This is a genomic window from Arthrobacter sp. BG5, from assembly GCF_056680155.1.
The window spans coordinates 614,862-636,239 of the sequence record NZ_CM155268.1 but is presented as its reverse complement, the minus strand read 5'-3'; the positions used below and the strand labels follow the sequence as shown (position 1 = coordinate 636,239).

Below are 21,378 nucleotides of genomic sequence, written 5' to 3'. Positions count from 1 at the left end.
TGTCCGTCCCGCGCTCCGGGACGTTAACCGCATCGCTGGGCACAAGCCCAAGAGCTTAACTATGCCCCGAGCGGTTCCATTCCCGCACACGGAGCCCGTCGCCGCCGGCGGCTCCTGCGGCGGCCCCGCCGGGGTTCTGCAGGGGTTCTGCGCGGAATGGGCACGGAATTGACGGCGCTCCGCAGTAGATTGTTAGTACCGGCGCCGCCCCCACCACCCGCGTCCGTGCGAAACGCGCCCTTCCGGCAGCGCGCCTTCGTCCGCATCGAGCAGGAGACCCGAAACACCTTGCACCTCAAAAGCCTGACCGTCCGCGGATTCAAGTCGTTCGCCTCCGCGACGACGTTCGAATTCGAACCCGGCGTCACCGCCGTGGTGGGCCCCAACGGCTCGGGCAAATCCAACGTGGTGGACGCGCTGTCCTGGGTGATGGGCGAACAGGGCGCCAAGACCCTGCGCGGCGGCAAGATGGAAGACGTCATTTTCGCCGGAACCTCCGGCCGGCCGCCGCTGGGCCGCGCCCACGTCTCGCTGACCATCGACAACAGCGACGGCGCACTCCCGATCGACTACAGCGAAGTGACCATCTCCCGCACGCTGTTCCGCACCGGCGGCTCCGAATACGCCATCAACGGCGCCAGCTGCCGGCTGCTGGACATCCAGGAACTGCTCTCCGACTCCGGCCTGGGCCGCGAAATGCACGTGATCGTCGGCCAGGGACAGCTGGACAAGGTGCTGCACGCCACCCCGGAGGACCGGCGCGGCTTCATCGAGGAGGCCGCCGGCATCCTCAAACACCGCCGCCGCAAGGAAAAGACGGTCCGCAAACTCGAAGCCATGCAGGCCAACCTCGCCCGGCTCAGCGACCTGACCGGGGAAATCCGGCGCCAGCTCACCCCGCTGGGCAAGCAGGCCGAGGTGGCCCGCCGCGCCCAGACCGTCCAGTTCGAGGTCCGCGACGCGCGCTGCCGCCTGCTGGCCGACGACCTCGTCCAGCTGCAGTCTGTGCTGGAACAGGACGTCGCCGACGAGACCGCGCTGAAGGCGCGCCGCACCGTCGTCGAACGCGACCTTGAAACCGGCCGCCGGCGCCAGGCCGCCCTGGAACAGCTCGCCGCCGAGGCCACCCCGAAGCTCAACGCCGCCCGGGACAACTGGTACCAGCTCTCCGCCGCGCGGGAACGGCTGCGCTCGCTGGGCTCGCTCGCCGAAGAACGCCGCCGCCTGCTCGGCGCCGCCGAAGCGGCCCCGGACGCCGGCCGGGACCCCGAGCAGCTCGAAAAGCAAGCAGCCCGTGTCCGCGCGGAACAGTCCGGGCTCGAAGCCCAGATCCTCGAGCGGCGCACCGCCCTGGACGCCGCCACCGCCGCCAAACAGGACGCCGAGAGCGCCGCGGCCGCCGAGGACAAACGCCTCGCGGCCCTGCTTCGGGCCGCCGCGGACCGCCGTGAAGGCCTCGCCCGGCTCGCCGGCCAGGTTGGCGCAGCGCGGTCCCGGGTCGAATCCGGCCAGGCCGAACTGGGCCGGCTCAGGGAGTCGCAGAAGGCCGGCGAGGAACGGCGCCGACTCGCGCAGAGCGAGTTCACCGCCCTCGAGTCGCAGGTGGCCGGCGTCGAGGACGGCGAGGAAACCCTCGACGCCGAATACGAGGCCGCGAGCGAGGCCCTCGACGCGATCGTGGCGGACATCGATGCCCTCACGGCGGCCGAACGCGACGCTGAGCGGGAACGCGACGCCCTCGTGGCCCGCCGCGATGCCCTGCAGCTGGGCCTGAACCGCAAGGACGGCTCGGAGTACGTGCTGGCCGCGGAGCTGCCCGGCGTGCTCGGCCCCCTCGCCGGCATGCTGAGCGTCGAAACCGGCTACGAAGCCGCCATCGCCGCCGCCCTCGGCAACAGCTCCGACGCCGTCGTCGTCCGTGACGCCGCCTCCGCTGCCGCCGCGGTGCAGCTCCTGAAGGACGACGACGCCGGCCGCGCCTCGCTGCTGCTGGCCGGCACACCCGGGACGGCCGCCCACGGCCAGGACGGCGGGCTTCCCGCGGGCGCCCGCTGGGCCGCCGACCTCGTCACCCCGGCCGGAGACAAGTTCGGCGGAGACAAAGCCCGCGCTAGTGTGCCGCTGGATCGGCTGCTGGCCGGCACCGCCGTCGTCGAGGACCTCGACGCCGCAGCCACGCTCATCGCCGCCCGCCCGGAGCTGACTGCCGTGACCCGGGCCGGGGACGTGTTCACCGCGCTCACCGTCACTGGCGGGTCGTCCACGGCGCCCTCGCTGCTGGAAGTCCAGGCCGCCGTGGACGATGCCGCCGCCCGGCTGGCCGCCGTCGGCGCGGAGCTGGAGCGCAACCGCTTCGCCCGGTCCGCCGCGGAATCCCGCCGCGCCGCCGCCCAGGAACGGGCCGACGCCGCCCTCGACAAGCTGCACGACTCGGACGCCCGGCTGGCCGCCGTGGCCGAACGGCTGGGCCACCTGAACTCGGTGCTGCGCAGCGCCGTCGGGGAAAGCGAACGCCTCGCCGCGTCGCTGGCCCGCGCGGAAGCGAACATCCAGGCGGACCAGGAGGCGCTGGAGGCAGTCGCTGCCCGGCTGGCTGCGGCCCAGGAGGCGCCCGCCGAGGAAGAACCCTCGCCCGAGCACCGCGACGCCCTCGCCCTCGCGGCGTCGGCAGCACGTTCGGCCGAGATGGAGGCCCGGCTCTCGCTCCGCAGCGCCGAGGAGCAGCTGACCGCCATCCGCAACCGGGCCTCGTCGCTGGAACGGGCCGCCGCAACTGAACGCCGGGCCCGGGAAGAAGCCGCCGAACGGGCCCGCCGCCGCCGGCTGCAGGCGCGCCGGGCCGCCGCCGTGTCCGCCGCCGTCGAACAGGTCATCGGCTTCATTGACGTGTCCGTGGAACTGGCCCGCCGCGAACGCGACCTCGCGGAGGAGCGCCGCGAGCAGATGGAGCGCGAGCTGGCCGGGGTGCGCACCGGCAACGACGCCCTTGCCCGCGAACTGGCCGAGCTGACCGACTCCGTGCACCGGGACGAGCTGGCCCGGGCGCAGCAGCGCCTCCGGATCGAAGCCCTCGAGCTGCGCAGCGTCGAGGAGCTCGGCCTCACCGCCGACCAGCTCGTCGCCGACTTCGGCCCCGACCAGCCGGTACCCGTGACGGCGGGCGAAACCGGCGACAAATGGGCGGCCCTCCGCGCCCCGGTCGACGAGGACGGCCGCGAGATTGTGGCAGGCAAACCCTTCGTCCGCGAAGAGCAGGAGAAGCGGCTGAAGAAGGCCGAGCGGGACCTGTCCGCCCTGGGCCGGGTCAACCCACTCGCGCTGGAGGAGTTCGCGGCCCTCGAGGAGCGCCACCAATTCCTGAGCACCCAGCTGGAAGACCTCAAGTCCAGCCGCAAGGACCTGCTGGACATCATCAAGGAAGTCGACGAGCGGGTGCAGAAGGTCTTCGCCGAGGCCTTCGAGGACACCGCGGCGCAGTTCGTCCGGGTCTTCGCCCGGCTGTTCCCGGGCGGCGAGGGCCGGCTGGTCCTGACCGACCCCTCGGACATGCTCACCACCGGCATTGAGGTGGAGGCCCGGCCCGCCGGGAAAAAGATCAAGCGGCTGTCCCTGCTCTCCGGCGGGGAGCGGTCGCTGACGGCAGTGGCGCTGCTGGTGGCGATCTTCAAAGCCCGGCCCTCGCCGTTCTACGTCATGGACGAGGTGGAGGCCGCCCTGGACGACACCAACCTGGGCCGGCTCATCACGATCTTCGAGGAACTGCGCGAGTCCAGCCAGCTGATCGTCATTACGCACCAGAAACGCACCATGGAGGTCGCGGACGCGCTCTACGGAGTCACGATGCGCGGCGACGGCGTCTCCACCGTGATCAGCCAGCGGCTGGGCGCCGACGTCTGAGTTCAGGGGTGCGTGGCGTCCCCGGGCACCCACGGTGCCGCCCGCGGCGCGTTTAAGGATTATGAGAAGCTAGGGGAGTGAACGACATCCTCCCCATTATCCTGCCCATCCTCGTTGCCCTCGTGGTCCTCGGTGCGCTGATTCCGGTGCTTATGAAGACCCGGAAGAACATCACCAACTACCCGTCGCAGCGCGACGCGAATGACCCCGTGCAGGGCTCCGGCGGTGGCACGCTGCTGGAGGACCGCCCGGCCCCGCCGCGCGGGACCGCGGCGACGGACGCCGTCGACCTTGAAGGCCTCGAAACCGTAGAGGTGCCGGACAATGTCGCGGGCCTCGAGACCGTGCCGGTCGAGACGCCGCTGCCGGTGGCCGGCCGGCTGACCCGGCTGCGCGAACGCCTGGTCAAGTCCAACAACATCCTCGGCAAGGGCCTGCTCGCCCTGCTCTCCGCCGACAAGATCGACGAGAACGTCTGGGACGAAGTCGAAGAAACCCTGCTCCTCGCGGACCTGGGCACCGAACCGACCATGCAGCTGGTGGACGCCCTCCGCGAACGGGTCAAGGTGCTGGGGACCCGTTCGCCCGAGCAGGTCAAGGCCCTGCTGCGCGAGGAACTCATCAAGCTCGTGGACCCCACCATGGACCGCAGCCTGAACGTCGAACGCCACGCGGACAAGCCCGCGGTGATGATGGTGGTCGGCGTCAACGGCGTCGGCAAGACCACCACGGTGGGCAAACTGGCCCGCGTCCTGGTCGCCGAGGACAAGGACGTGCTGCTCGGCGCCGCGGACACCTTCCGCGCCGCCGCGGCCGAGCAGCTCGCCACCTGGGGCCAGCGCGTCGGCGTTCCCACGGTCAAGTCCGACATTGACGGGGCGGACCCGGCGTCGGTCGCGTACGAGGCCGTCAAGGCCGGCATCGACCAGGAAGTCGACGTCGTGATGATCGACACCGCGGGACGGCTGCAGAACAAGGTCGGCCTGATGGACGAGCTTGGCAAGGTCAAGCGCGTGATCGAAAAGCTCGCCGAGGTGGACGAGGTGCTCCTGGTCCTGGATGCGACCACCGGCCAGAACGGCCTGAACCAGGCCCGGGTCTTCGCCGAGGTCGTGAACATCACCGGCATTGTGCTGACCAAGCTGGACGGCACCGCCAAGGGCGGCATCGTCGTCGCGATCCAGAAGTCCCTCGGCGTTCCGGTCAAACTGGTTGGGCTCGGCGAGGGCGCGGACGACCTGGCGCCCTTCGACGCCGAAACCTTCGTGGACGCGCTGCTGAACTAACGCCGCCCGCCCCCAACAAACCAGCCCGCACGGGTTGTCGTTTTCAGCCCTCGAAACGACAACAGGTGCGGGCTGGTTTGGGTTAAACCGGGGCCGTCCGGTCAGTAGCTGAAGTTCAGCACCGTCACGGTGCCGGCCGTCAGCTTGAACTTCTGCGTGTGAGATCCGTAGGAGAAGCCCGGCACGGTGGGACGCTTGGCGGCCGGGACCGGCGCGTCCTTGGCCCCGTCGATCACCGTGCTGTCCTGTGCGTCCAGGCGCGGGCCGCTGAGCTGTGTCATGGTTCCGCGCCGGGCGCGGCCGGGCAGCTTCAGCGAAACTTCGGTTTGGGCGTACTTCTCGGGGTCGTTTTCGTTGACGATGACCACCGTGGTGCTGCCGTCGGCGTTCCGCAGTGCGTAGCTGTTGGACAACCCTCCGCCCTTGCTGCTGAGCTCCAGGAACCTCCCGGGCGCCAGGTCAGCGACCATCGCCATGCCGAAGTAGTTCGCACGGGGCACCATCTCGCCGTTCGGCTTGAGGTAGGCCCCGCCGCTGCAGATTACGGACATCGGAGGCCCACCTTTGCAGGTCATCATGGAACTGTGGAAGCCCAGCCGGGTGATGCCGAGGCGGGCGGCATTGAGCGCGTAGTCCGCTGCCCACAGGGCCGCCGCATGCGTCTCGGTGGTCTGGTTGGACCCTGGACAGGCTGACATGCCCGTCTCCGCGAGCCAGGTCTCCAAGCGGGCGGCCTTGGCCACTTTAAGGGCACTCTGCTGGTAAGTTGCGGCGCGCTGGCGGTTGAGTGGTCCCAGCAGGTTGGAGATTGTGGGGAAGTTCGGGGACTTCGTGTCCTTGCAGCTGGAGAGCCGGTAGTTGTGGAAAGACAGGACTTTCTTCTGCGGCAGCTTGGCGTCGACGAAAGGCTTCCACCATGTCTGGTCGTAAACGCCGGGACCCGAAATCGTGACGCGGGGGGCGACCGCATATATTGCCTTTGCATAGGCTGTGAGCTCCGCAACGTACTTGCCGATGCCGTAGTTGGCCGGCCGCAGTTTCGTGGGGGCAAACCCGTTCGGTTCGTTCCCGACGGTAAAGCTCAGCAGCCGGGGGCCGAAGATCTTGGAGGCGTATCTGATCATGTCCGCTGCCCGCGCCGGGTCGTAGTGTCCGAGGTCCACCGTGAGGCTGATCCTGGCATTGGTCGCATTAAGGAGAGTGGCAACGCGCCCCAAATCCGCCGGTGTGACTACTTTGGCCGGGTGGGATTTGTCTCCCTTGTACTTCTTTGGCAGTGCTTCGCCGGACGAGGTCCAAAAGAACCGACGGTCGACGGAGTTACCCCCAAACCGCAGGACAGTGTTGTCCGAGTCCTTGAGAAGCTTTACCACCGAGGCATTCTCCGCACTGAGCGCGGGGTCCGCCAGGTCGGTCGCTTCCAGCGAGAATCCAACGGTGCCCTTGTTAAGCGCCGTTCCGACCGGCGCGGCCTTGACTGTCAGCTCCAGCGGAGCCGCTGTCACCAGCGGGGAGCCCGGCGGAGGCGGGACCTGCTTGTAGAAAGCAGCACCCTGGCTCGTGGCCTTCGGAACAGGCTGCGTCCGGCTGTCCGGCGGGGTGGCTTCTGCTTTCCCTGGCGTCGGGTGAGGGTTCCAAGCCACGCTGAGCAGGGCGGCAACGAACGCGACGACGGCAAGGCCGGCAATTGTTGCGATGATGCGGAGTCGGATGACTTTGCGGGAGGGGCGGGCTCCGGCGGAGACGGGTCCCACATTGTTTGGCTGGTGGTCAGTACGGGGCATATCAATTTCTCCAGCCGTGGCGCTTGGTTAGCCCCAGCCTAGTGCGGTCTAGTTGGGTTGGCGCTGGAACGTTTCCCGGGCCAGCAGCCAGCCCACCGCCGCCGCGAGGAGCACCCCGCCGGTCACGCCGAAGGCCCAGCCGTAGCCCAGCCGGTCGGCCAGCACTCCGGCGATGACCGGCCCCACGATCGCGCCGCTGTCCGCGGTCATCTGGAACACGGCCAGCACCCGCCCGCCGGAGCGTTCGTTGCCGACGACGTCGGCGATCGCCGCCTGCTGCGCCGGCCCCAGCAGCCCGGACCCGATGCCCGCGATGGTGGAGGCCAGCAGGAACCAGGGCAGCTCGTGGGTAAAGCCGATGGCGGCGGTGGCGAGGCCGGTGACTGCCAGTCCGGCCAGCATCAGCGGCTTCCGGCCCAGGTTGTCCGCGAGCCGCCCGGAGAAGGTCAACGCCGCGGCATTGCCCCCCGCGAACACCGCCAGCGCCCAGCCCGCGGACGACGGGCCCGCGCCGAGCGCCGCGACGGCGAAGAGCGGCACCGTCGCCATCCGGACGCCGAACGTGGCCCAGCCGTTGGCGAAGCTGGAGGCCAGCCCGGCCCGGTAGGCACTGTCGCGCAGCGCGTCCCGCAACTGCATCGCCGGCGCCGCCGCGCCTGCCTCACGGGACCCAGCGGGGACGTGGCTGAGCTGGGTCTGCACGACGGCGGCGGCCAGCACCAGCGCGGCCGCGTAGGCAAGGAACGGCACCCGCAGGCCGAAGCTGGCCAGCAGCCCGCCCACGATCGGCCCGCACACGTTGCCGATCAGGAAGGCCGAGGCGTAGGCCCCGGAGACCCGGCCGCGGCTTTCCGGCGGGGCGAGCCTCACCACCAGGGCCATTGAGGCCACGGTGAACATCACGGAGCCGGCCCCGCCCAGGCCGCGGAAGACCAGCAGTTGCCAGTAGTCCTGGGCGAACGCGCAGGCTGCGGTGGATGCAGCGACGATCAGCAGCCCGGCAACGTAGACGGGCCGTTCGCCCAGCTTCACGATCAGCGCCCCGCCCGCCGGGGCGAAGATGAGCCGCATGAACGCGAAGATGCTGACAATCACCGCCGCCGCGGTGGCGCCGACGTCGAAGGTCGTGGCGAACTGGGGGAGCACCGGCGCGACGAGGCCGAACCCCAGCGCGATCAGGAAGGCAGCGACCAGCATCACCTTGATGTCCCGGGGCAGGCGGGGGCCGCCGGGGCGGCGGAGGCCGGCCAGCGGGCGGGATCCGTTGGCGGAACGGGTTGCTTTGCTCATGGTGCTGCTTTCGGTGCTGCTTCTGGTGCCCGGGGGAAGGCTGGGGCGTGATTGAACGCGTGAAACATAACCGTAACAAGTGCGAGACGCACCATTTACTTCCGGGAGGTTCTTGTAACAACCCGGCAATGTAAATCCTCTGCCGGTGAAACACTGCGCCAGCAGAATCTTCTTAGAACGCAAAACGCGTTGGACCGGCGGACAAGTCCGCACCTAAGAGCAAGAGAGGACGCAGACCATGGAACTCACCGCAGGTCTCGTTTGGCTCCTGGTCGCGTCAGCCCTTGTGCTGTTCATGACCCCGGGCCTGGCATTCTTCTACGGCGGCATGACCCGCGCCAAGTCGGCCTTGAACATGATGATGATGAGCTTCGTCGCCATTGGAACCGTAGGCATCATGTGGGTCCTCTGGGGCGCTTCGATGGCTACCAGCAACGAAGACAACTTCTTCCAGATCTTCGCGAACCCCACCAGCCACTTCGGGCTGCACAACTTCACCGAACCGGCTGACCTGCTCAAGGTAGGGTACGCAGCCACCTTCGCCATCATCACCGTCGCCTTGATCTCCGGCGCCGTCGCAGACCGCGCCAAGTTCTCCGCCTGGGTCATCTTCACGCCCATCTGGGCCACCCTGGTCTACGCGCCGCTGGCCTACATGGTCTGGGGCGGAGGCCTCTTCTCCGCAGACGGCTGGTTCGGCCAGGCCTTCGCTCCGGTCATCGACTTCGCCGGCGGAACCGTGGTCCACATCAACGCCGGCGTCGCCGGCCTCATCCTGGTGCTGATCATCGGCAACCGCCGCGGCTTCGGCAAGGACCCCAACCACCGCCCGCACAACGTCCCGTTCGTCATGGTGGGCGCAGCCATCCTCTGGTTCGGCTGGTTCGGCTTCAACGCCGGCGCCGCCGCCACGGTCGAGCAGGCCGGCCTGATCTGGATCAATACGCTCGCCGCTCCGGCCGCCGCCATGCTCGGCTGGCTGGCCGTCGAACGCTTCCGCGACGGGCACCCGACGTCCCTCGGCGCCGCATCCGGCGTCGTGGCAGGGCTCGTCGCCATCACCCCGGCCTGCGCCAACGTCTCACCGCTCGGGGCGATCGCCCTCGGCGTCGTGGCTGGTGTGGCGTCCGCGCTCGCCGTCGGCCTCAAGTTCAAGTTCGGCTACGATGACTCGCTCGACGTCGTCGGCGTGCACCTTGTCTCCGGCGTTGTCGGCACCGTGGCGATCGGTTTCCTCGCCACCCCGGCCCAGGGCACCGCGGGCCTGTTCTACGGCGGCGGCACCACGCAGCTTGTCGCCCAGGTCCTGGCAGCCCTGATCGCCATGGCGTTCACGGCGATCATGACGTTCATCATCGCCTTCCCGATCCACAAGCTGATGGGCTTCCGGGTCTCCCAGGAACAGGAAGTTGTGGGTGTGGACCTGAGCCTGCACGCCGAGACGGCCTACGAGTTCGGCGTCAGCGGCCGCGGCGGAAGCTTCCAGCCGCTGCACGAACTCATCACCGGCAGGCAGCTGGATGAGGGCGCGGAAGTACCGGCCACCGAGTCCGTGGACGTCACGTCGAACGGCAAGAAGACCGCCGCAGGCAAGGAAAGTGTGGAAGCATGAAACTGATCACCGCAATCGTCCGTCCGGAAAAGCTCGACACAATCAGGGAAGGCCTGGAAGCCTACGGCGTGCAGGGCCTGACGGTCAGCGCGGCCAGCGGCTACGGCCGGCAGCGCGGCTACACCGAGGTGTACCGCGGCGCCGAGTACAACGTGGACCTGCTGCCGAAGATCCGGGTCGAGGTGCTGGCCACCGACGAACAGGCGGACGACATCCTGGACGTCATCATCGCCAGCTCCAACACCGGCCGGGCCGGCGACGGGAAGGTCTGGACGATGGATGTGTTCGAGGCGGTACGCGTCCGCACCGGGGAGCGCGGCGCAGCAGCCATCTAGGGCCGCGGCCCTCCAGCCGCAGCCGCGCACGCGGACCGCGATCGGGGGCTGCGACAGCGGGCCGGATACCTGAAAATGTGTCCGGCCCGCTTTTGTTGCGCGCGGTGGGGCGGCTCCCGCGGGCAGGAGCGCCCCGACGTCGGGAGCGCCCCTTACGTGGTGCGGCTACGTCGGCCAGCCCTCCGGGCCGGCGGACCCGGCGGCGTATTCCTCCAGCGGCACACTGTCCCGGGCCCAGGCCTTGAGCACGGGTTCGAGGATGCGCCAGCAGTCTTCCGCGGTGTCGCCGCGCACGGACAGCAGCGGGTCCCCGTTCAGCACCCCTTCCAGGACTTCGCCGTAGGGGAGCAGCTCGGAGGCGCTGAGTTCGGCCTTCAGGGTGGCCCGGTCCAGGCTGAGCACGTTGCCGGGGCCGTTCACGTCGACGTCGAACTGCAGCGTGTCCGGGCCGAAGCCGATCCGCAGCTGGTTGGGGGCGTCCACCCCGGTGAAGCCCCGGGGCAGGTGCGGCACCGGCCGGAAAGTGACCACGGCCTCCTTGCGCATGGAGCCCAGTGCCTTGCCCGAGCGGAGGACGAACGGCACCCCCTGCCAGCGCCAGTTGTCGATGTCCACCTGCACCTCTGCGAGGGTTTCGGTGTTCCGGGAGGCATCCACGCCCTCTTCCTTGGCGTAGTCCGGCACCTTCCGGCCGTCGATTGACCCCGCCGTGTAGTGTGCCCGGCGGGTGTTCTTGGCATACGGGGCCTTGATGCTGCTGGCCCGCAGGAGCGTGGCGACGGCGTCGCGCAGGTCCCGCTCGTCCACTGAGGCGGGCGGTTCGATCGCCATCAGGGCCATGATTTGCAGCAGGTGGCTCTGGATCATGTCGCGCAGGGCGCCGGCGCCGTCGTAGTAGCGGGCACGGCCTTCGAGCGCGAGGTCCTCATCGAAGATGATCTCCACTTTCTCGACGTAGTCCCGGTTCCACACCGGCTCCAGGAAGGTGTTTGCGAAGCGCAAGCCCAGGATGTTCAGCACCGTCGCCTTGCCCAGGAAATGGTCCACCCGGTGGATGTGGTCCTCCGGGACCAGGGCCGCCAGGGTCCGGTTGAGGTCCCGGGCGGACTCCTCGCTGGACCCGAACGGTTTCTCCATCACCAGCCGGGTCCCGGCGGGCACCTGCTCCGGGGCGAGGGCCTCGCAGGCCAGCTGGCTGATCTTCGGCGGCAGCGCGAAGTACACGGCCACGGGTCCGTCCAGCGTGGCCAGCAGCCCGGACAGCTGCCCCTCGGCGGTGACGTCCAGCCGGTGGTAGCTGGTGCTTTCGCGGATCCGGTTCAGCTCCCGCTTGCCGCCGGTGTCGGCCTGCGAGTTGGCGTCGGCGAAGGAGGTCTCAAGGCGCTCCAGCCACTGTTCCGGGGCCCAGTCGTCCGAGCCCGCACCCACCAGGGTGAGGCCCGGCGCGTGGCCCTTCGCCACCAGCCGGGCCAGGCCCGGCAGCAGCAGCCGGCCGGTCAGATCGCCCGAGGCGCCGAGGATGAGCAGGGTTTTTACAGTTGGTTGGCTGGTCACCTAAGCCAGCATGCCATCTTGAAGGCGCGTCTTGGTACCCTAGATAGTCGAGTCCCGTTGTCGAGGCAGTTCGTTCCGGCGAAACAGTCACGACTCTGGCGTGCCGCACTGGCCGCCAGCTGTAGATCCACTGAAAGAAGTGCACGGCGCGTGTTCAATTCACTCTCTGACCGGTTGACAGCAACCTTCAAGAACCTCCGTGGCAAGGGCCGCCTCACCGAGGCGGATGTTGACGCCACGGTCCGCGAAATCCGGCGTGCCCTGCTGGACGCCGACGTTGCCGTGCCGGTGGTCCGGGAGTTCACGGGCCGCGTGCGTGAGCGGGCCCTCGGCGTCGAGGTCTCCGGTGCGCTGAACCCGAGCCAGCAGATCGTGAAGATTGTCAACGAGGAACTCGTCGAGATCCTCGGCGGCGAGACCCGCCGCATCCGGCTGGCCAAGACCGGTCCCACCATCATCATGCTCGCCGGCCTCCAGGGCGCCGGTAAGACCACGCTCGCCGGCAAGCTCTCCAAGTTCCTCAAGGCGCAGGGCCACAGCCCCATGCTGGTGGCCTGCGACCTGCAGCGCCCCAACGCAGTGACCCAGCTGCAGGTGGTCGGCCAGCGCGCCGGCGTTCCCGTCTTCGCCCCGCACCCGGGTGCCACCTCCACCGAGCTGGACCACCCCGCCGGTGACCCGGTCGCCGTCGCGCGTGCCGGCGTCGAGGAAGCGAAGCGGACCCTGCACGACGTCGTGATCGTGGATACCGCCGGCCGGCTCGGCGTCGACGCCGAAATGATGGAACAGGCCCGCCAGATCCGCCGCGCCATCGTCCCCAACGAAGTCCTCTTCGTGATCGACTCGATGATCGGCCAGGACGCCGTCAACACGGCCATGGCCTTCGATGAAGGCGTCAACTTCACCGGCATCGTGCTTTCCAAGCTCGACGGCGACGCCCGCGGCGGTGCCGCGCTGTCCGTCGCGTCGGTCACCGGCAAGCCGGTCATGTTCGCGTCCACCGGCGAAGGCCTGGACGACTTCGAGCTCTTCCACCCGGACCGGATGGCCTCGCGCATCCTCGACATGGGCGACGTGCTGACCCTGATCGAACAGGCCGAAAAGTCCTGGGACAAGGACGAAGCGGCCCGGATGGCGAAGAAGTTCGCCGACCAGGAGGACTTCACCCTCGAGGACTTCCTCGCCCAGATGCAGCAGATCCGCAACATGGGCTCGATGAAGAAGATGCTCATGATGATGCCCGGTGCGCAGAACATCCGGCAGCAGCTGGAGCAGTTCGACGAGCGCGAAATCGACCGGGTCGAGGCGATCGTCCGGTCAATGACCCCGCACGAGCGGGTGGCCCCCAAGATCATCAACGGCTCCCGCCGCGCCCGCATCGCCCGCGGTTCCGGCGTGCATGTCTCCGAGGTCAACGGCCTGCTGGAGCGCTTTGCCCAGGCGCAGAAGATGATGAAGAAGATGGCAGCCGGCGGCGGCATGCCCGGTATGCCGGGAATGCCCGGGATGGGCGGCGGCGGTGCCCGCAAGGGAGCCAAGAGCGCGCCGAAGAAGAAGGCCCGCTCCGGCAATCCGGCCAAGGCTGCGCAGGAGCTCAAGGACGCGGAGGCACGGCGCGCCGCCGGCCCCAAGACCGTACCCACCGGGGCAGCCTTCGGCCAGCAGGGCGGCGAGTTCGACCCGTCCCAGCTGAACCTGCCCAAGGGCTTCGACAAGTTCCTCGGCGGCGGCAAGTAGCTGAAGCCGGACGGACAGCCAGTATGTCGTCGGCCCCGTTGACGGGGCGGTGCCATAGGCTTAGGGCATGTTCAAGCAGCGCGTAGTTTTCGTCCACGGGGCCGGCAGTTTTGGTGCCGCGGCGTGGCCGAAACAGCACGGCATGGCTCTCAGTTACGACGCGCTGTTCCTGCGGCGGCACGGGTTCGACCCGATCGCCGAACCGCGGGAAACGGACTTCGCCGCCGATGCCGGCATCGTGCTGCGGGCCTTGGCGGACGATGGCCGGGGCGAGGCCGGCGGCCATGTCGTGGCGCACTCGCAGGGCGCAATCGCCGCGATGATGGCCGCCGTCGAACGCCCTGATCTGGTGCAGTCCCTCACGCTGGTGGAACCGGCCTGCCTCTCGCTCACGGCCGAACTGCCGGCGACCGCCGCGCACCGTGCCCTCATGCAGCCGCTCTTTGACGTCCGGCACAACCTTGGCGACGACGATTTCCACCGCGAGTTTGTGCGCCGTGTGTTCGCCGCCCATGCCCCGGTTCGAGGCAGTGTGGGCGAGCCCGCGGTGGAGGACGGACGCGCCGCGCGCCGGCTCCGCCTGCAGGCGCCGCCCTGGGAGGCCCCGCTGCAGATCGTTCCGGGAGTGCCGACGCTGGTCCTGACCGGCGGCTGGGAACCGCTCTACGAGGAGATTGCCGGCTATCTGCGGGAGACGGGCGCCCTGCACCGCACCGCCCCGGGCGGGCACCGGCCGCAGGATTCGAAGGAAGGCGACCGGGTCATCCGCTCCTTCATAGCCGACGTCAACCGCAGCCGGCACGCCCACGCCTCCTGACGCGCCGGTGCCGCGCAGGCGGGTGCCCGAATCCCCGGCTAGGACGGTGCGCCGATGGAGGGCTCGGGCAGGTAGACCTTGCCGCCGGCCGCTACGAATTCGTCGCTTTTCGCGCGCATTCCGGCTGCCATCTGTGCCAACGCTGCCTGGGAATCCGCTGACCCGTATTCGTCCCGGATGTCCTGGCTGATCCGCATAGAGCAGAACTTCGGCCCGCACATGGAGCAGAAGTGGGCTGTCTTGGCCGGTTCGGCCGGCAGGGTCTCGTCGTGGAAGGCTTCCGCGGTCGCCGGGTCCAGGGAAAGTGCGAACTGGTCGCGCCAGCGGAATTCAAACCGGGCCTTGGACAGGGCATCGTCGCGTTCGTGCGCACCGGGATGCCCCTTGGCCAAGTCGGCGGCGTGGGCGGCGATCTTGTAGGTGATGACGCCGGTCTTCACGTCGTCCTTGTTGGGCAGGCCCAGGTGCTCCTTTGGCGTGACGTAGCACAGCATGGCCGTGCCGTAGCGGGCGATCTCGGTGGCGCCGATCGCCGAGGTGATGTGGTCATAGCCCGGTGCGATGTCTGTGACCAAGGGCCCCAGCGTGTAGAAGGGCGCACCCTTGCAGAGTTCCTGCTGGCGCTCCACGTTTTCCCGGACGAGGTGGAACGGGACGTGGCCCGGGCCTTCCACCATGACCTGGACATCGAAGTCCCAGGCCCGCTGCGTGAGCTCGGCCAGGGTATCCAGTTCGGCGAACTGGGCGGCGTCGTTGGCGTCCGCCGTCGACCCGGGCCGCAGCCCGTCGCCGAGTGAGAAGGCGACGTCGTAGCGGGCGAAAATTTCGCACAGCTCGTCGAAGTGGGTGTAGAGGAAGTTCTCCTGGTGGTGCGCAAGGCACCACCCGGCCATGATGGAACCGCCGCGGGACACGATGCCGGTGACCCGGTCGGCGGTCAACGGGACGTACCGCAGCAGCACTCCGGCGTGGATGGTCATGTAGTCGACGCCCTGCTCGCACTGTTCGATCACCGTGTCACGGAAGATCTCCCAGGTCAGGGCGTTTGCTTCGCCGTTGACCTTTTCCAGGGCCTGGTAGATCGGGACGGTGCCGATCGGGACGGGGGAGTTGCGGATAATCCATTCGCGGGTGGTGTGGATGTCGTCGCCGGTCGACAGGTCCATCACCGTGTCAGCGCCCCATTGCGTGGCCCACTGGAGCTTGTCGACCTCTTCGGCAATGGAGCTGGTGACCGCGGAGTTGCCGATGTTCGCGTTGATCTTGACCAGGAACGCCTTTCCGATGATCATCGGCTCGGACTCCGGGTGGTTGATGTTGCTGGGGATGATGGCCCGGCCGGCGGCGACTTCGCTGCGGACGAGCTCGACGTCGCAGTTCTCCCGCAGTGCGACGAAGCGCATCTCCGGTGTCACGAGGCCCTGTCGTGCGTAATGCATCTGGGTGACCGTTCGGCCTTCGACGGCGCGGCGGGGCTCCGGCGGCGCGCCCCGCCATTCCGCCGAGGCGGCGCCGCGCCGGACCGCGGACTTGCCGTCGTCGAGCAGGTTGCGTTCCCGGCCGCTGTAGGGTTCCGTGTCCCCGCGTCCGGCGATCCATTCACTGCGGACGGCGGCGAGCCCTACTACCGGGTCGCTGCCCGGTCCCGCGGTGCGGTACGCCCGGAACGGGGGATTTCCGACGCCGCCCGGGGAAGGTTCCAGGGCAATCTCCGTCACCGGGACGCGGATCCCGCCGTCTTCGACATATGCGAGGGTATGGGACTTCAAGGACTGCGTCACGGGTGTTGCACCGGTGACGGGAGGCTCCGTTGGCGCCGCGTTGTTCCCGTTCCGGGCAGGGCTGTGCTGTGGATTTGTTGCGCTCAAAGAACTGCTCACTTCCTTCGCCGGCATTACCCGGACAGGTTCAACGGTCGCAGGCTGCACCAGCCTGATCTCAGCCCCTGCAGGGGCACCCGTGTGGTCGTAAACGAAGCTACCACAGGGCGCCGGGAAGCCGTCGGGACGCCCGGATCGGCCCCGTGCTAGCGTGGCATCGTGATTCAGCGCAGGGTCTTGCCCCGCATCAGGGCCGCGACACCTGAAGACCTCGCGGGCCTGCCGGCGCTGGAGGCCGCGGCCGACCGCCTGCTCGAAGCGGTGCTGGGGTGCCGGCCGTTCCCGGCTCCGGAGCAGGCGAGGCTGGATGCCTTTCTATTTCTCCTGGTCGCCGGAAGCCCGCCGGTCGGATTCGCCCGGATCGATGAAGTCGGCGGCCAGGCCCATCTTGAACAACTTTCGGTGCATCCCGATTTTGCCGGGCGCGGGATCGGCAGGTCCCTGGTGCAGGCAGCCCTCGCCGAGGCCCGCCGTCGTGGTTATCAGTCGATGACGCTGTGCACCTTTGCTGGCGTTCCGTTCAATGAACCGTTTTACGCGAGCTGCGGCTTCGAGGTGGTCGCCGGGCCTTCGGGCGCCCTGGCCGCCTTGCGGGAACACGAGGCGCAATCGGGGCTGGACGAGCTGGGCCGGCGGATCGCGATGCGGATTAAGCTTTAGGCCATGAGCAGCATCATCGAATTCAGCGGCCCCGTCCTCACGGCAGCCGACCAGGAGCGGCGCGGACTGTGGGCCGTCGACGGCAGGCTGACCTTCACCCGGCCCGCGGCCGCGCCGGACCTGGTCCTGGACGGCTGGGTCATCCCGGGCCTGGTCGACGCGCACTGCCACATCGGGCTCGGCCCCGGCGGCGATGTACCGGACGAGGTAGCGGAGCGGCAGGCCCTGACCGACCGCGACGCCGGAACCCTGCTGGTCCGCGATGCCGGCGCGGTCCATGACACCCGATGGATCCAGCAGCGGACCGACCTGCCGCGCATCATCCGCTCCGGCCGGCACATCGCGAGGACGCGCCGGTACCTGCGGGGCTTCGCCATTGAAGTTGAGCCCGCGGACCTGGTGGAGGCCGTCCGCAAGCAGGCCCGCGCGGGCGACGGCTGGGTCAAACTGGTGGGGGACTGGATCGACCGCGACGCCGGCGACCTGGCCGCAAGTTTCCCGGCCGGGACCGTCAAGGACGCGGTGCGGGCTGCCCACGACGAGGGCGCCCGCGTTACGGCGCACTGCTTCGCGGAGGACACCCTCGATGACATGCTCGACGCCGGCATTGACTGCATCGAACACGGAACGGGCTTGCTGCCCCGGCACCTGCCCCGCTTCGTCGAACAGGGCGTCCCGATCGTGCCCACCCTGATCAACATCGCCACCTTCCCGGACATCGCCGCCCAGGCCGAAGGCAAGTTCCCGCGCTACGCGGCGCACATGCGCTCGCTCTGGGAGCGCCGCGCCGAGCGCATCCTGGAGGCGTACGAAGCCGGGGTGGCCATCTACGCCGGGACCGACGCGGGCAGCGTCATCAAGCATGGCCGGATCACCGATGAACTCGAGGCCCTGCGCGCCGCCGGACTTCCGGCCACGGCGGCCCTCGACGCCGGAACCTGGGCTGCCCGCGGCTGGCTCGGCGCCGAATCGATCGCCGAAGGCGCCAGCGCGGACGTGCTCGTCTGCGCCGCGGATCCCCGCCGGGACCTCGCAACCCTGCGCGAGCCCCGGAGCATCGTGCTCCGCGGGGAAATGGTCGGTCAAGGACCTGTCCCGCATTAGGAATAAATTGAAGCTTCAAGTAATTTAAGTCTATGTAAAGGTCACCGAAGGTCGGTGGCCACAGGACCACCGGAGCGTTTCGATGACCGCAGAAGCCAGCACCCAGGATCTCCTTCCCGCCGAACTCACCATGGGCACCGTGATGCTCAAGGTCGGCGACATGAAGCTGATGACCGATTACTACCAGCGCGCCCTCGGCCTCGACATCGTGGCCGAGCAGGACGGCGGGCTCTACCTCGGACGCAAGCGCAAGCCCCTGGTCCACCTGGCCCCCGCCCCCGGACTGAACCTGCCCTCCCGCGGCGAGGCCGGCCTCTTCCACACCGCCCTGCTGTTCGAGGACCAGCCCTCGCTGGCCGCCACCGTAGCCTCCGCCGCGCAGTACGAGCCGCAGTTCTTCACCGGCAGCGCCGACCACCTCGTCAGCGAAGCCTTCTACTTCAACGACCCGGAGGGCAACGGCATCGAGCTGTACTGGGACCGGCCCCGCGACGCCTGGTCCTGGGACGGCAAGAACGTCGTGATGGACAGCCTCGCCCTGCCGCCGCAGCGCTACCTCGAGCAGCACCTCACCGAAGCGTCGCTGGCCGGACAGCGCGAGGCGGACGCCGGCGTCGGGCACGTCCACCTGCAGGTTGGCGACGTGCAGTCCGCCCACGACTTCTACGTCGGCACGCTCGGCTTCGAGAAGACGGCGGGCTGGCACGGGCAGGCGCTTTTCGTCTCGGCCGGCGGCTACCACCACCACATGGCCATGAACGTCTGGAACAGCCGCGGCGCCGGGCCCCGCCACGACACCCTGGGCCTGGGCGAAGTGCTCATCGAAGTTCCCTCCGGAGACGACGTCGGCGCCCTCGCCGACCGGCTCAAGACCGCCGGCGTCGAGTCCCACCACACCGGGGCCGAGCTGCGCTTCGATGATCCGTGGCGCAACCGGATCCGCGTCGCCGTTCGCTAAGGTCCGCTGCCCGAGGGGCCGGGGAGCGGGTCGGGTGCGGGCCGGGTCCGATCGCTCACGGCCCGCGGGACATGCCCATCCTTGGCGTCCCGGGACCGCGGGACATGCTCATCCTTCGCTGCAAGGAGTGGGCGTAGCGGCATTCTGCCCGTTGCTCGTGGCTAAGGGAGGGCATGTCCATCGGTGGCACCGGACGACACAGTGCGCGGCCAACGTAGAGCGAGGGGAATGCTCATCCTTCGCGGCAAGGAGTGGGCATAGCGGCATTCTGCCCATTGCTCGTGGCTTAGGGAGGGCATGTCCGCTGGGGCCGCAGCCCCGTCTGGGCTAGGCTGAAACCGGATGGCCGCCGCAGCTTCCTGCCTGCAGTGCGGCCGCCGGCACCACGCCAGACCTACCCCTGATGAGGAGCACTTCCTTGGGATTTACTGAAATCTTCGTCGCCACCCATGACGCCGCCCTGAAGCGCGCGTCGGCCCTCGACGGCGGAGCCGCGGCTGCCCCGGGCGCTGTCCGGATTCCCGACATCAGCGACTTCGAGGTCGAGCGTCTGGGTGACCTGGCCGGCACCGCCGTGCATGCCGCGGGCGCCGACTACGAGCTGGCGATGGTGGACGTTGCCAGCGACTCGCTGCTGGGCGTCCCGGCCGCGATGGTCCGGGCCCTCGCGGACCTGCTCAGCTACGAGACGGAAGGCGAGGGCGATGTCCTGGCCGATGTCGCGGAGAGCTGGGCGGCTGAGGAGGACATGCCCTTCGGTGCCGAGCAGGCCGCCCGCTATGTCCGGCAGCTCGCCGAGCTGGCGGCCGGCGTCGACCCTGCCACGAAGGCCGGACTGTACGTCTGGACCTCCTGACGCGACGCCCGCCCCGGCCGAAAAAGTGCCCGAAGATGCCCGCCGCGGGTGTCAAGTCGAAATCCGCGCGGTGATCTGGCACAATAAACAGGTACTCGATCTGCGTGGCCCCTCTCTCCGCGTCCGGATCCTGTCCTTTAGAACCCCCTAGTACGGCCCGCCCCACGGGTGCAGAACGCCGGGCTCGACCCCGTTTCAGAAACAGGAGTGACCACAAAAGTGGCCGTAAAGATTCGCCTTAAGCGCTTCGGCAAGATGCGCGCACCGTACTACCGCATCGTCGTCATGGACGCACGCTCCAAGCGTGACGGCCGTGCCATCGAAGAGATCGGCAAGTACCACCCGACCGAAGAGCCCTCGTACATCGAGGTCGACACGGACCGTGCCCAGTACTGGCTCGGCGTCGGCGCACAGCCGTCCGAGCAGGTCGCCGCGATCCTGAAGATCACCGGTGACTGGCAGAAGTTCAAGGGTCTCCCGGGCCAGGAGGGCACCTTGAAGACCAAGGCTCCCAAGGAAGCCTTCGTCACCCCGGAAAAGGGTTCCGTGATCATCCCGGAAGCCATCACCAAGAAGGCCAAGAAGGACGACGCAGCCGAGGCTCCCGCCGACGCCGAAGCAGAGACCACCGAGGCTGAGTAAATTGCTGTCAGAAGCGCTCGAACACCTGGTCCGCGGGATTGTTGACAGTCCCGAGGACGTCAAGGTCAGTGCGAAGAACAACCGCCGCGGGGACACCCTCGAGGTGCGCGTTCATCAGGACGACCTCGGACGGGTGATCGGACGCCAGGGCCGCACCGCACGCGCTTTGCGCACTGTGGTGGCGGCGCTGGCGGACGGCGAGCCGGTCAGGGTCGACGTCGTCGACACCGACCGCCGCCGGTAGCGCGACCAGCAGTACTTGTCTTTAGTCCGGCCCCTCCACCAGCTTATGGTGGAGGGGCCGGACTGTTTTGCGCAGTAAACACCCCCAAATTCCAGACTTACAAAGAAACCCGAACAGAGGAACAGATGCAGCTTCAGGTGGCACGAATCGGCAAGCCCCACGGCATCCGCGGCGAAGTGACCGTCCAGGTGCTGACGGACGCGCCCGGTGACCGCTTTGTTCCGGGCACACAGTTCGTGGTGGAACCGGCGTCGGCCGGGCCGCTGACCGTGGAAAGCGCCCGCTGGAACAAGGACATCCTGTTGCTGGCCTTCGAGGAAGTGGAGACCCGCAACGACGCGGAAGCCCTCCGCGGCGCGAAGCTCTACATCGAAACCGAGGAACTGGACGAGGACGACGACGAGGGCTGGTACGAGCACGAGCTCGTAGGCCTGGACGTCCGCGTCGGCGACCAGGTGGTCGGCAAGGTGTCCGGGCTGCACACCATGCCGGTCCAGGACCTGCTGGTGGTGACCGACCAGGACGGCAAGGAAGTCCTGATCCCGTTCGTGGAGCAGATCGTGCCCGAGGTCAACGTCGGCGAAAAGTACGTCCTCGTCACCCCGCCGGCCGGCCTTTTCGAGGTCAACACCGAGACGGGCGCTAGCCCCGACGACGGCGACTCCGACGCCGACACTGACGCCGACGGGAAAGCCGAACGCGGCGCAGGGGACAACGCCTAG

Annotated in this window: 17 protein-coding genes and 1 riboswitch; of the genes, 13 read left to right on the top strand and 4 right to left on the bottom strand. The window is 68.7% G+C overall.

Features of this window, described 5'->3' with window-relative positions:
• Positions 1–288: 288 nt before the first annotated feature.
• Together smc and ftsY are read left to right on the top strand one after the other, a co-directional pair.
• Positions 289–3,897 carry a chromosome segregation protein SMC gene (smc, locus tag AC1MBE_RS02860; protein ID WP_479782438.1) on the top strand — a complete coding sequence of 1,203 codons (3,609 nt, stop codon included), beginning with the start codon at positions 289–291 and terminating at the stop codon, positions 3,895–3,897.
• A 77-nt stretch (positions 3,898–3,974) separates the two neighbouring features.
• Positions 3,975–5,183 (top strand): signal recognition particle-docking protein FtsY, encoded by a 1,209-nt coding sequence (gene ftsY, locus AC1MBE_RS02855; protein ID WP_479780742.1) that lies wholly within the window; start codon positions 3,975–3,977, stop codon positions 5,181–5,183.
• Positions 5,184–5,284: 101 nt separating this feature from the next.
• Here ftsY and AC1MBE_RS02850 read toward each other — a convergent pair whose 3' ends face one another.
• Both AC1MBE_RS02850 and AC1MBE_RS02845 read right to left on the bottom strand, forming a co-directional pair.
• A complete protein-coding gene (locus AC1MBE_RS02850) occupies positions 5,285–6,967 on the bottom strand; it encodes a hypothetical protein (RefSeq protein ID WP_479780740.1) in 1,683 nt (560 codons plus the stop codon).
• Between the two features lie 48 nt (positions 6,968–7,015).
• Positions 7,016–8,257, bottom strand: coding sequence for an MFS transporter (locus AC1MBE_RS02845; RefSeq protein ID WP_479780738.1), 1,242 nt, complete (start codon positions 8,255–8,257; stop codon positions 7,016–7,018).
• Positions 8,258–8,495: 238 nt separating this feature from the next.
• On the opposite strand from AC1MBE_RS02845, the gene AC1MBE_RS02840 reads away from it, so the two are divergent.
• Both AC1MBE_RS02840 and AC1MBE_RS02835 read left to right on the top strand, forming a co-directional pair.
• A complete protein-coding gene (locus tag AC1MBE_RS02840; protein ID WP_479780736.1) occupies positions 8,496–9,869 on the top strand; it encodes an ammonium transporter in 1,374 nt (457 codons plus the stop codon).
• On the top strand, positions 9,866–10,204 hold the full coding sequence (locus AC1MBE_RS02835; protein ID WP_175320845.1) for a P-II family nitrogen regulator: 339 nt from the start codon (positions 9,866–9,868) through the stop codon (positions 10,202–10,204). Before AC1MBE_RS02840 ends, AC1MBE_RS02835 begins: the two co-directional genes overlap by 4 nt.
• A gap of 165 nt (positions 10,205–10,369) precedes the next feature.
• Here the strand turns inward: AC1MBE_RS02835 and AC1MBE_RS02830 are convergent, their stop codons facing one another.
• Positions 10,370–11,758 (bottom strand): glucose-6-phosphate dehydrogenase, encoded by a 1,389-nt coding sequence (locus AC1MBE_RS02830; RefSeq protein WP_479780734.1) that lies wholly within the window; start codon positions 11,756–11,758, stop codon positions 10,370–10,372.
• A 150-nt stretch (positions 11,759–11,908) separates the two neighbouring features.
• Between AC1MBE_RS02830 and ffh the strand changes: the two genes are divergently transcribed.
• Both ffh and AC1MBE_RS02820 read left to right on the top strand, forming a co-directional pair.
• On the top strand, positions 11,909–13,495 hold the full coding sequence (gene ffh, locus AC1MBE_RS02825) for a signal recognition particle protein (protein WP_479780732.1): 1,587 nt from the start codon (positions 11,909–11,911) through the stop codon (positions 13,493–13,495).
• Between the two features lie 67 nt (positions 13,496–13,562).
• Positions 13,563–14,312: an alpha/beta fold hydrolase gene (locus AC1MBE_RS02820; protein WP_479780731.1), complete on the top strand. Its 750-nt coding sequence runs from the start codon at positions 13,563–13,565 to the stop codon at positions 14,310–14,312.
• A 38-nt stretch (positions 14,313–14,350) separates the two neighbouring features.
• Here AC1MBE_RS02820 and thiC read toward each other — a convergent pair whose 3' ends face one another.
• Entirely contained in the window at positions 14,351–16,207 is a 1,857-nt protein-coding gene (gene thiC / locus AC1MBE_RS02815; RefSeq protein WP_479780729.1) for a phosphomethylpyrimidine synthase ThiC, read from the bottom strand.
• A riboswitch (TPP riboswitch) is annotated at positions 16,176–16,283 on the bottom strand. It overlaps the preceding gene by 32 nt.
• Positions 16,284–16,351: 68 nt before the next feature.
• Here thiC and AC1MBE_RS02810 point away from each other — a divergent pair.
• From AC1MBE_RS02810 to rimM, 7 genes are all read left to right on the top strand, one after another.
• Positions 16,352–16,852 carry a GNAT family N-acetyltransferase gene (locus tag AC1MBE_RS02810; protein ID WP_479780727.1) on the top strand — a complete coding sequence of 167 codons (501 nt, stop codon included), beginning with the start codon at positions 16,352–16,354 and terminating at the stop codon, positions 16,850–16,852.
• Positions 16,853–16,855: 3 nt separating this feature from the next.
• Entirely contained in the window at positions 16,856–17,956 is a 1,101-nt protein-coding gene (locus AC1MBE_RS02805) for an amidohydrolase family protein (protein WP_479780725.1), read from the top strand.
• Positions 17,957–18,038: 82 nt separating this feature from the next.
• Positions 18,039–18,914 (top strand): VOC family protein, encoded by an 876-nt coding sequence (locus tag AC1MBE_RS02800; RefSeq protein ID WP_479780723.1) that lies wholly within the window; start codon positions 18,039–18,041, stop codon positions 18,912–18,914.
• Positions 18,915–19,332: 418 nt separating this feature from the next.
• Positions 19,333–19,770 (top strand): hypothetical protein, encoded by a 438-nt coding sequence (locus AC1MBE_RS02795; RefSeq protein WP_479780721.1) that lies wholly within the window; start codon positions 19,333–19,335, stop codon positions 19,768–19,770.
• Between the two features lie 219 nt (positions 19,771–19,989).
• The gene (gene rpsP / locus AC1MBE_RS02790; protein ID WP_138769023.1) at positions 19,990–20,412 is read left to right on the top strand and encodes a 30S ribosomal protein S16; all 423 of its coding nucleotides are present in this window, start codon (positions 19,990–19,992) and stop codon (positions 20,410–20,412) included.
• Between the two features lies 1 nt (position 20,413).
• Positions 20,414–20,656, top strand: a complete 243-nt coding sequence (locus AC1MBE_RS02785; RefSeq protein ID WP_479780719.1) for an RNA-binding protein — start codon at positions 20,414–20,416, stop codon at positions 20,654–20,656.
• Positions 20,657–20,781: 125 nt separating this feature from the next.
• Positions 20,782–21,378: a ribosome maturation factor RimM gene (gene rimM / locus AC1MBE_RS02780; RefSeq protein ID WP_479780717.1), complete on the top strand. Its 597-nt coding sequence runs from the start codon at positions 20,782–20,784 to the stop codon at positions 21,376–21,378.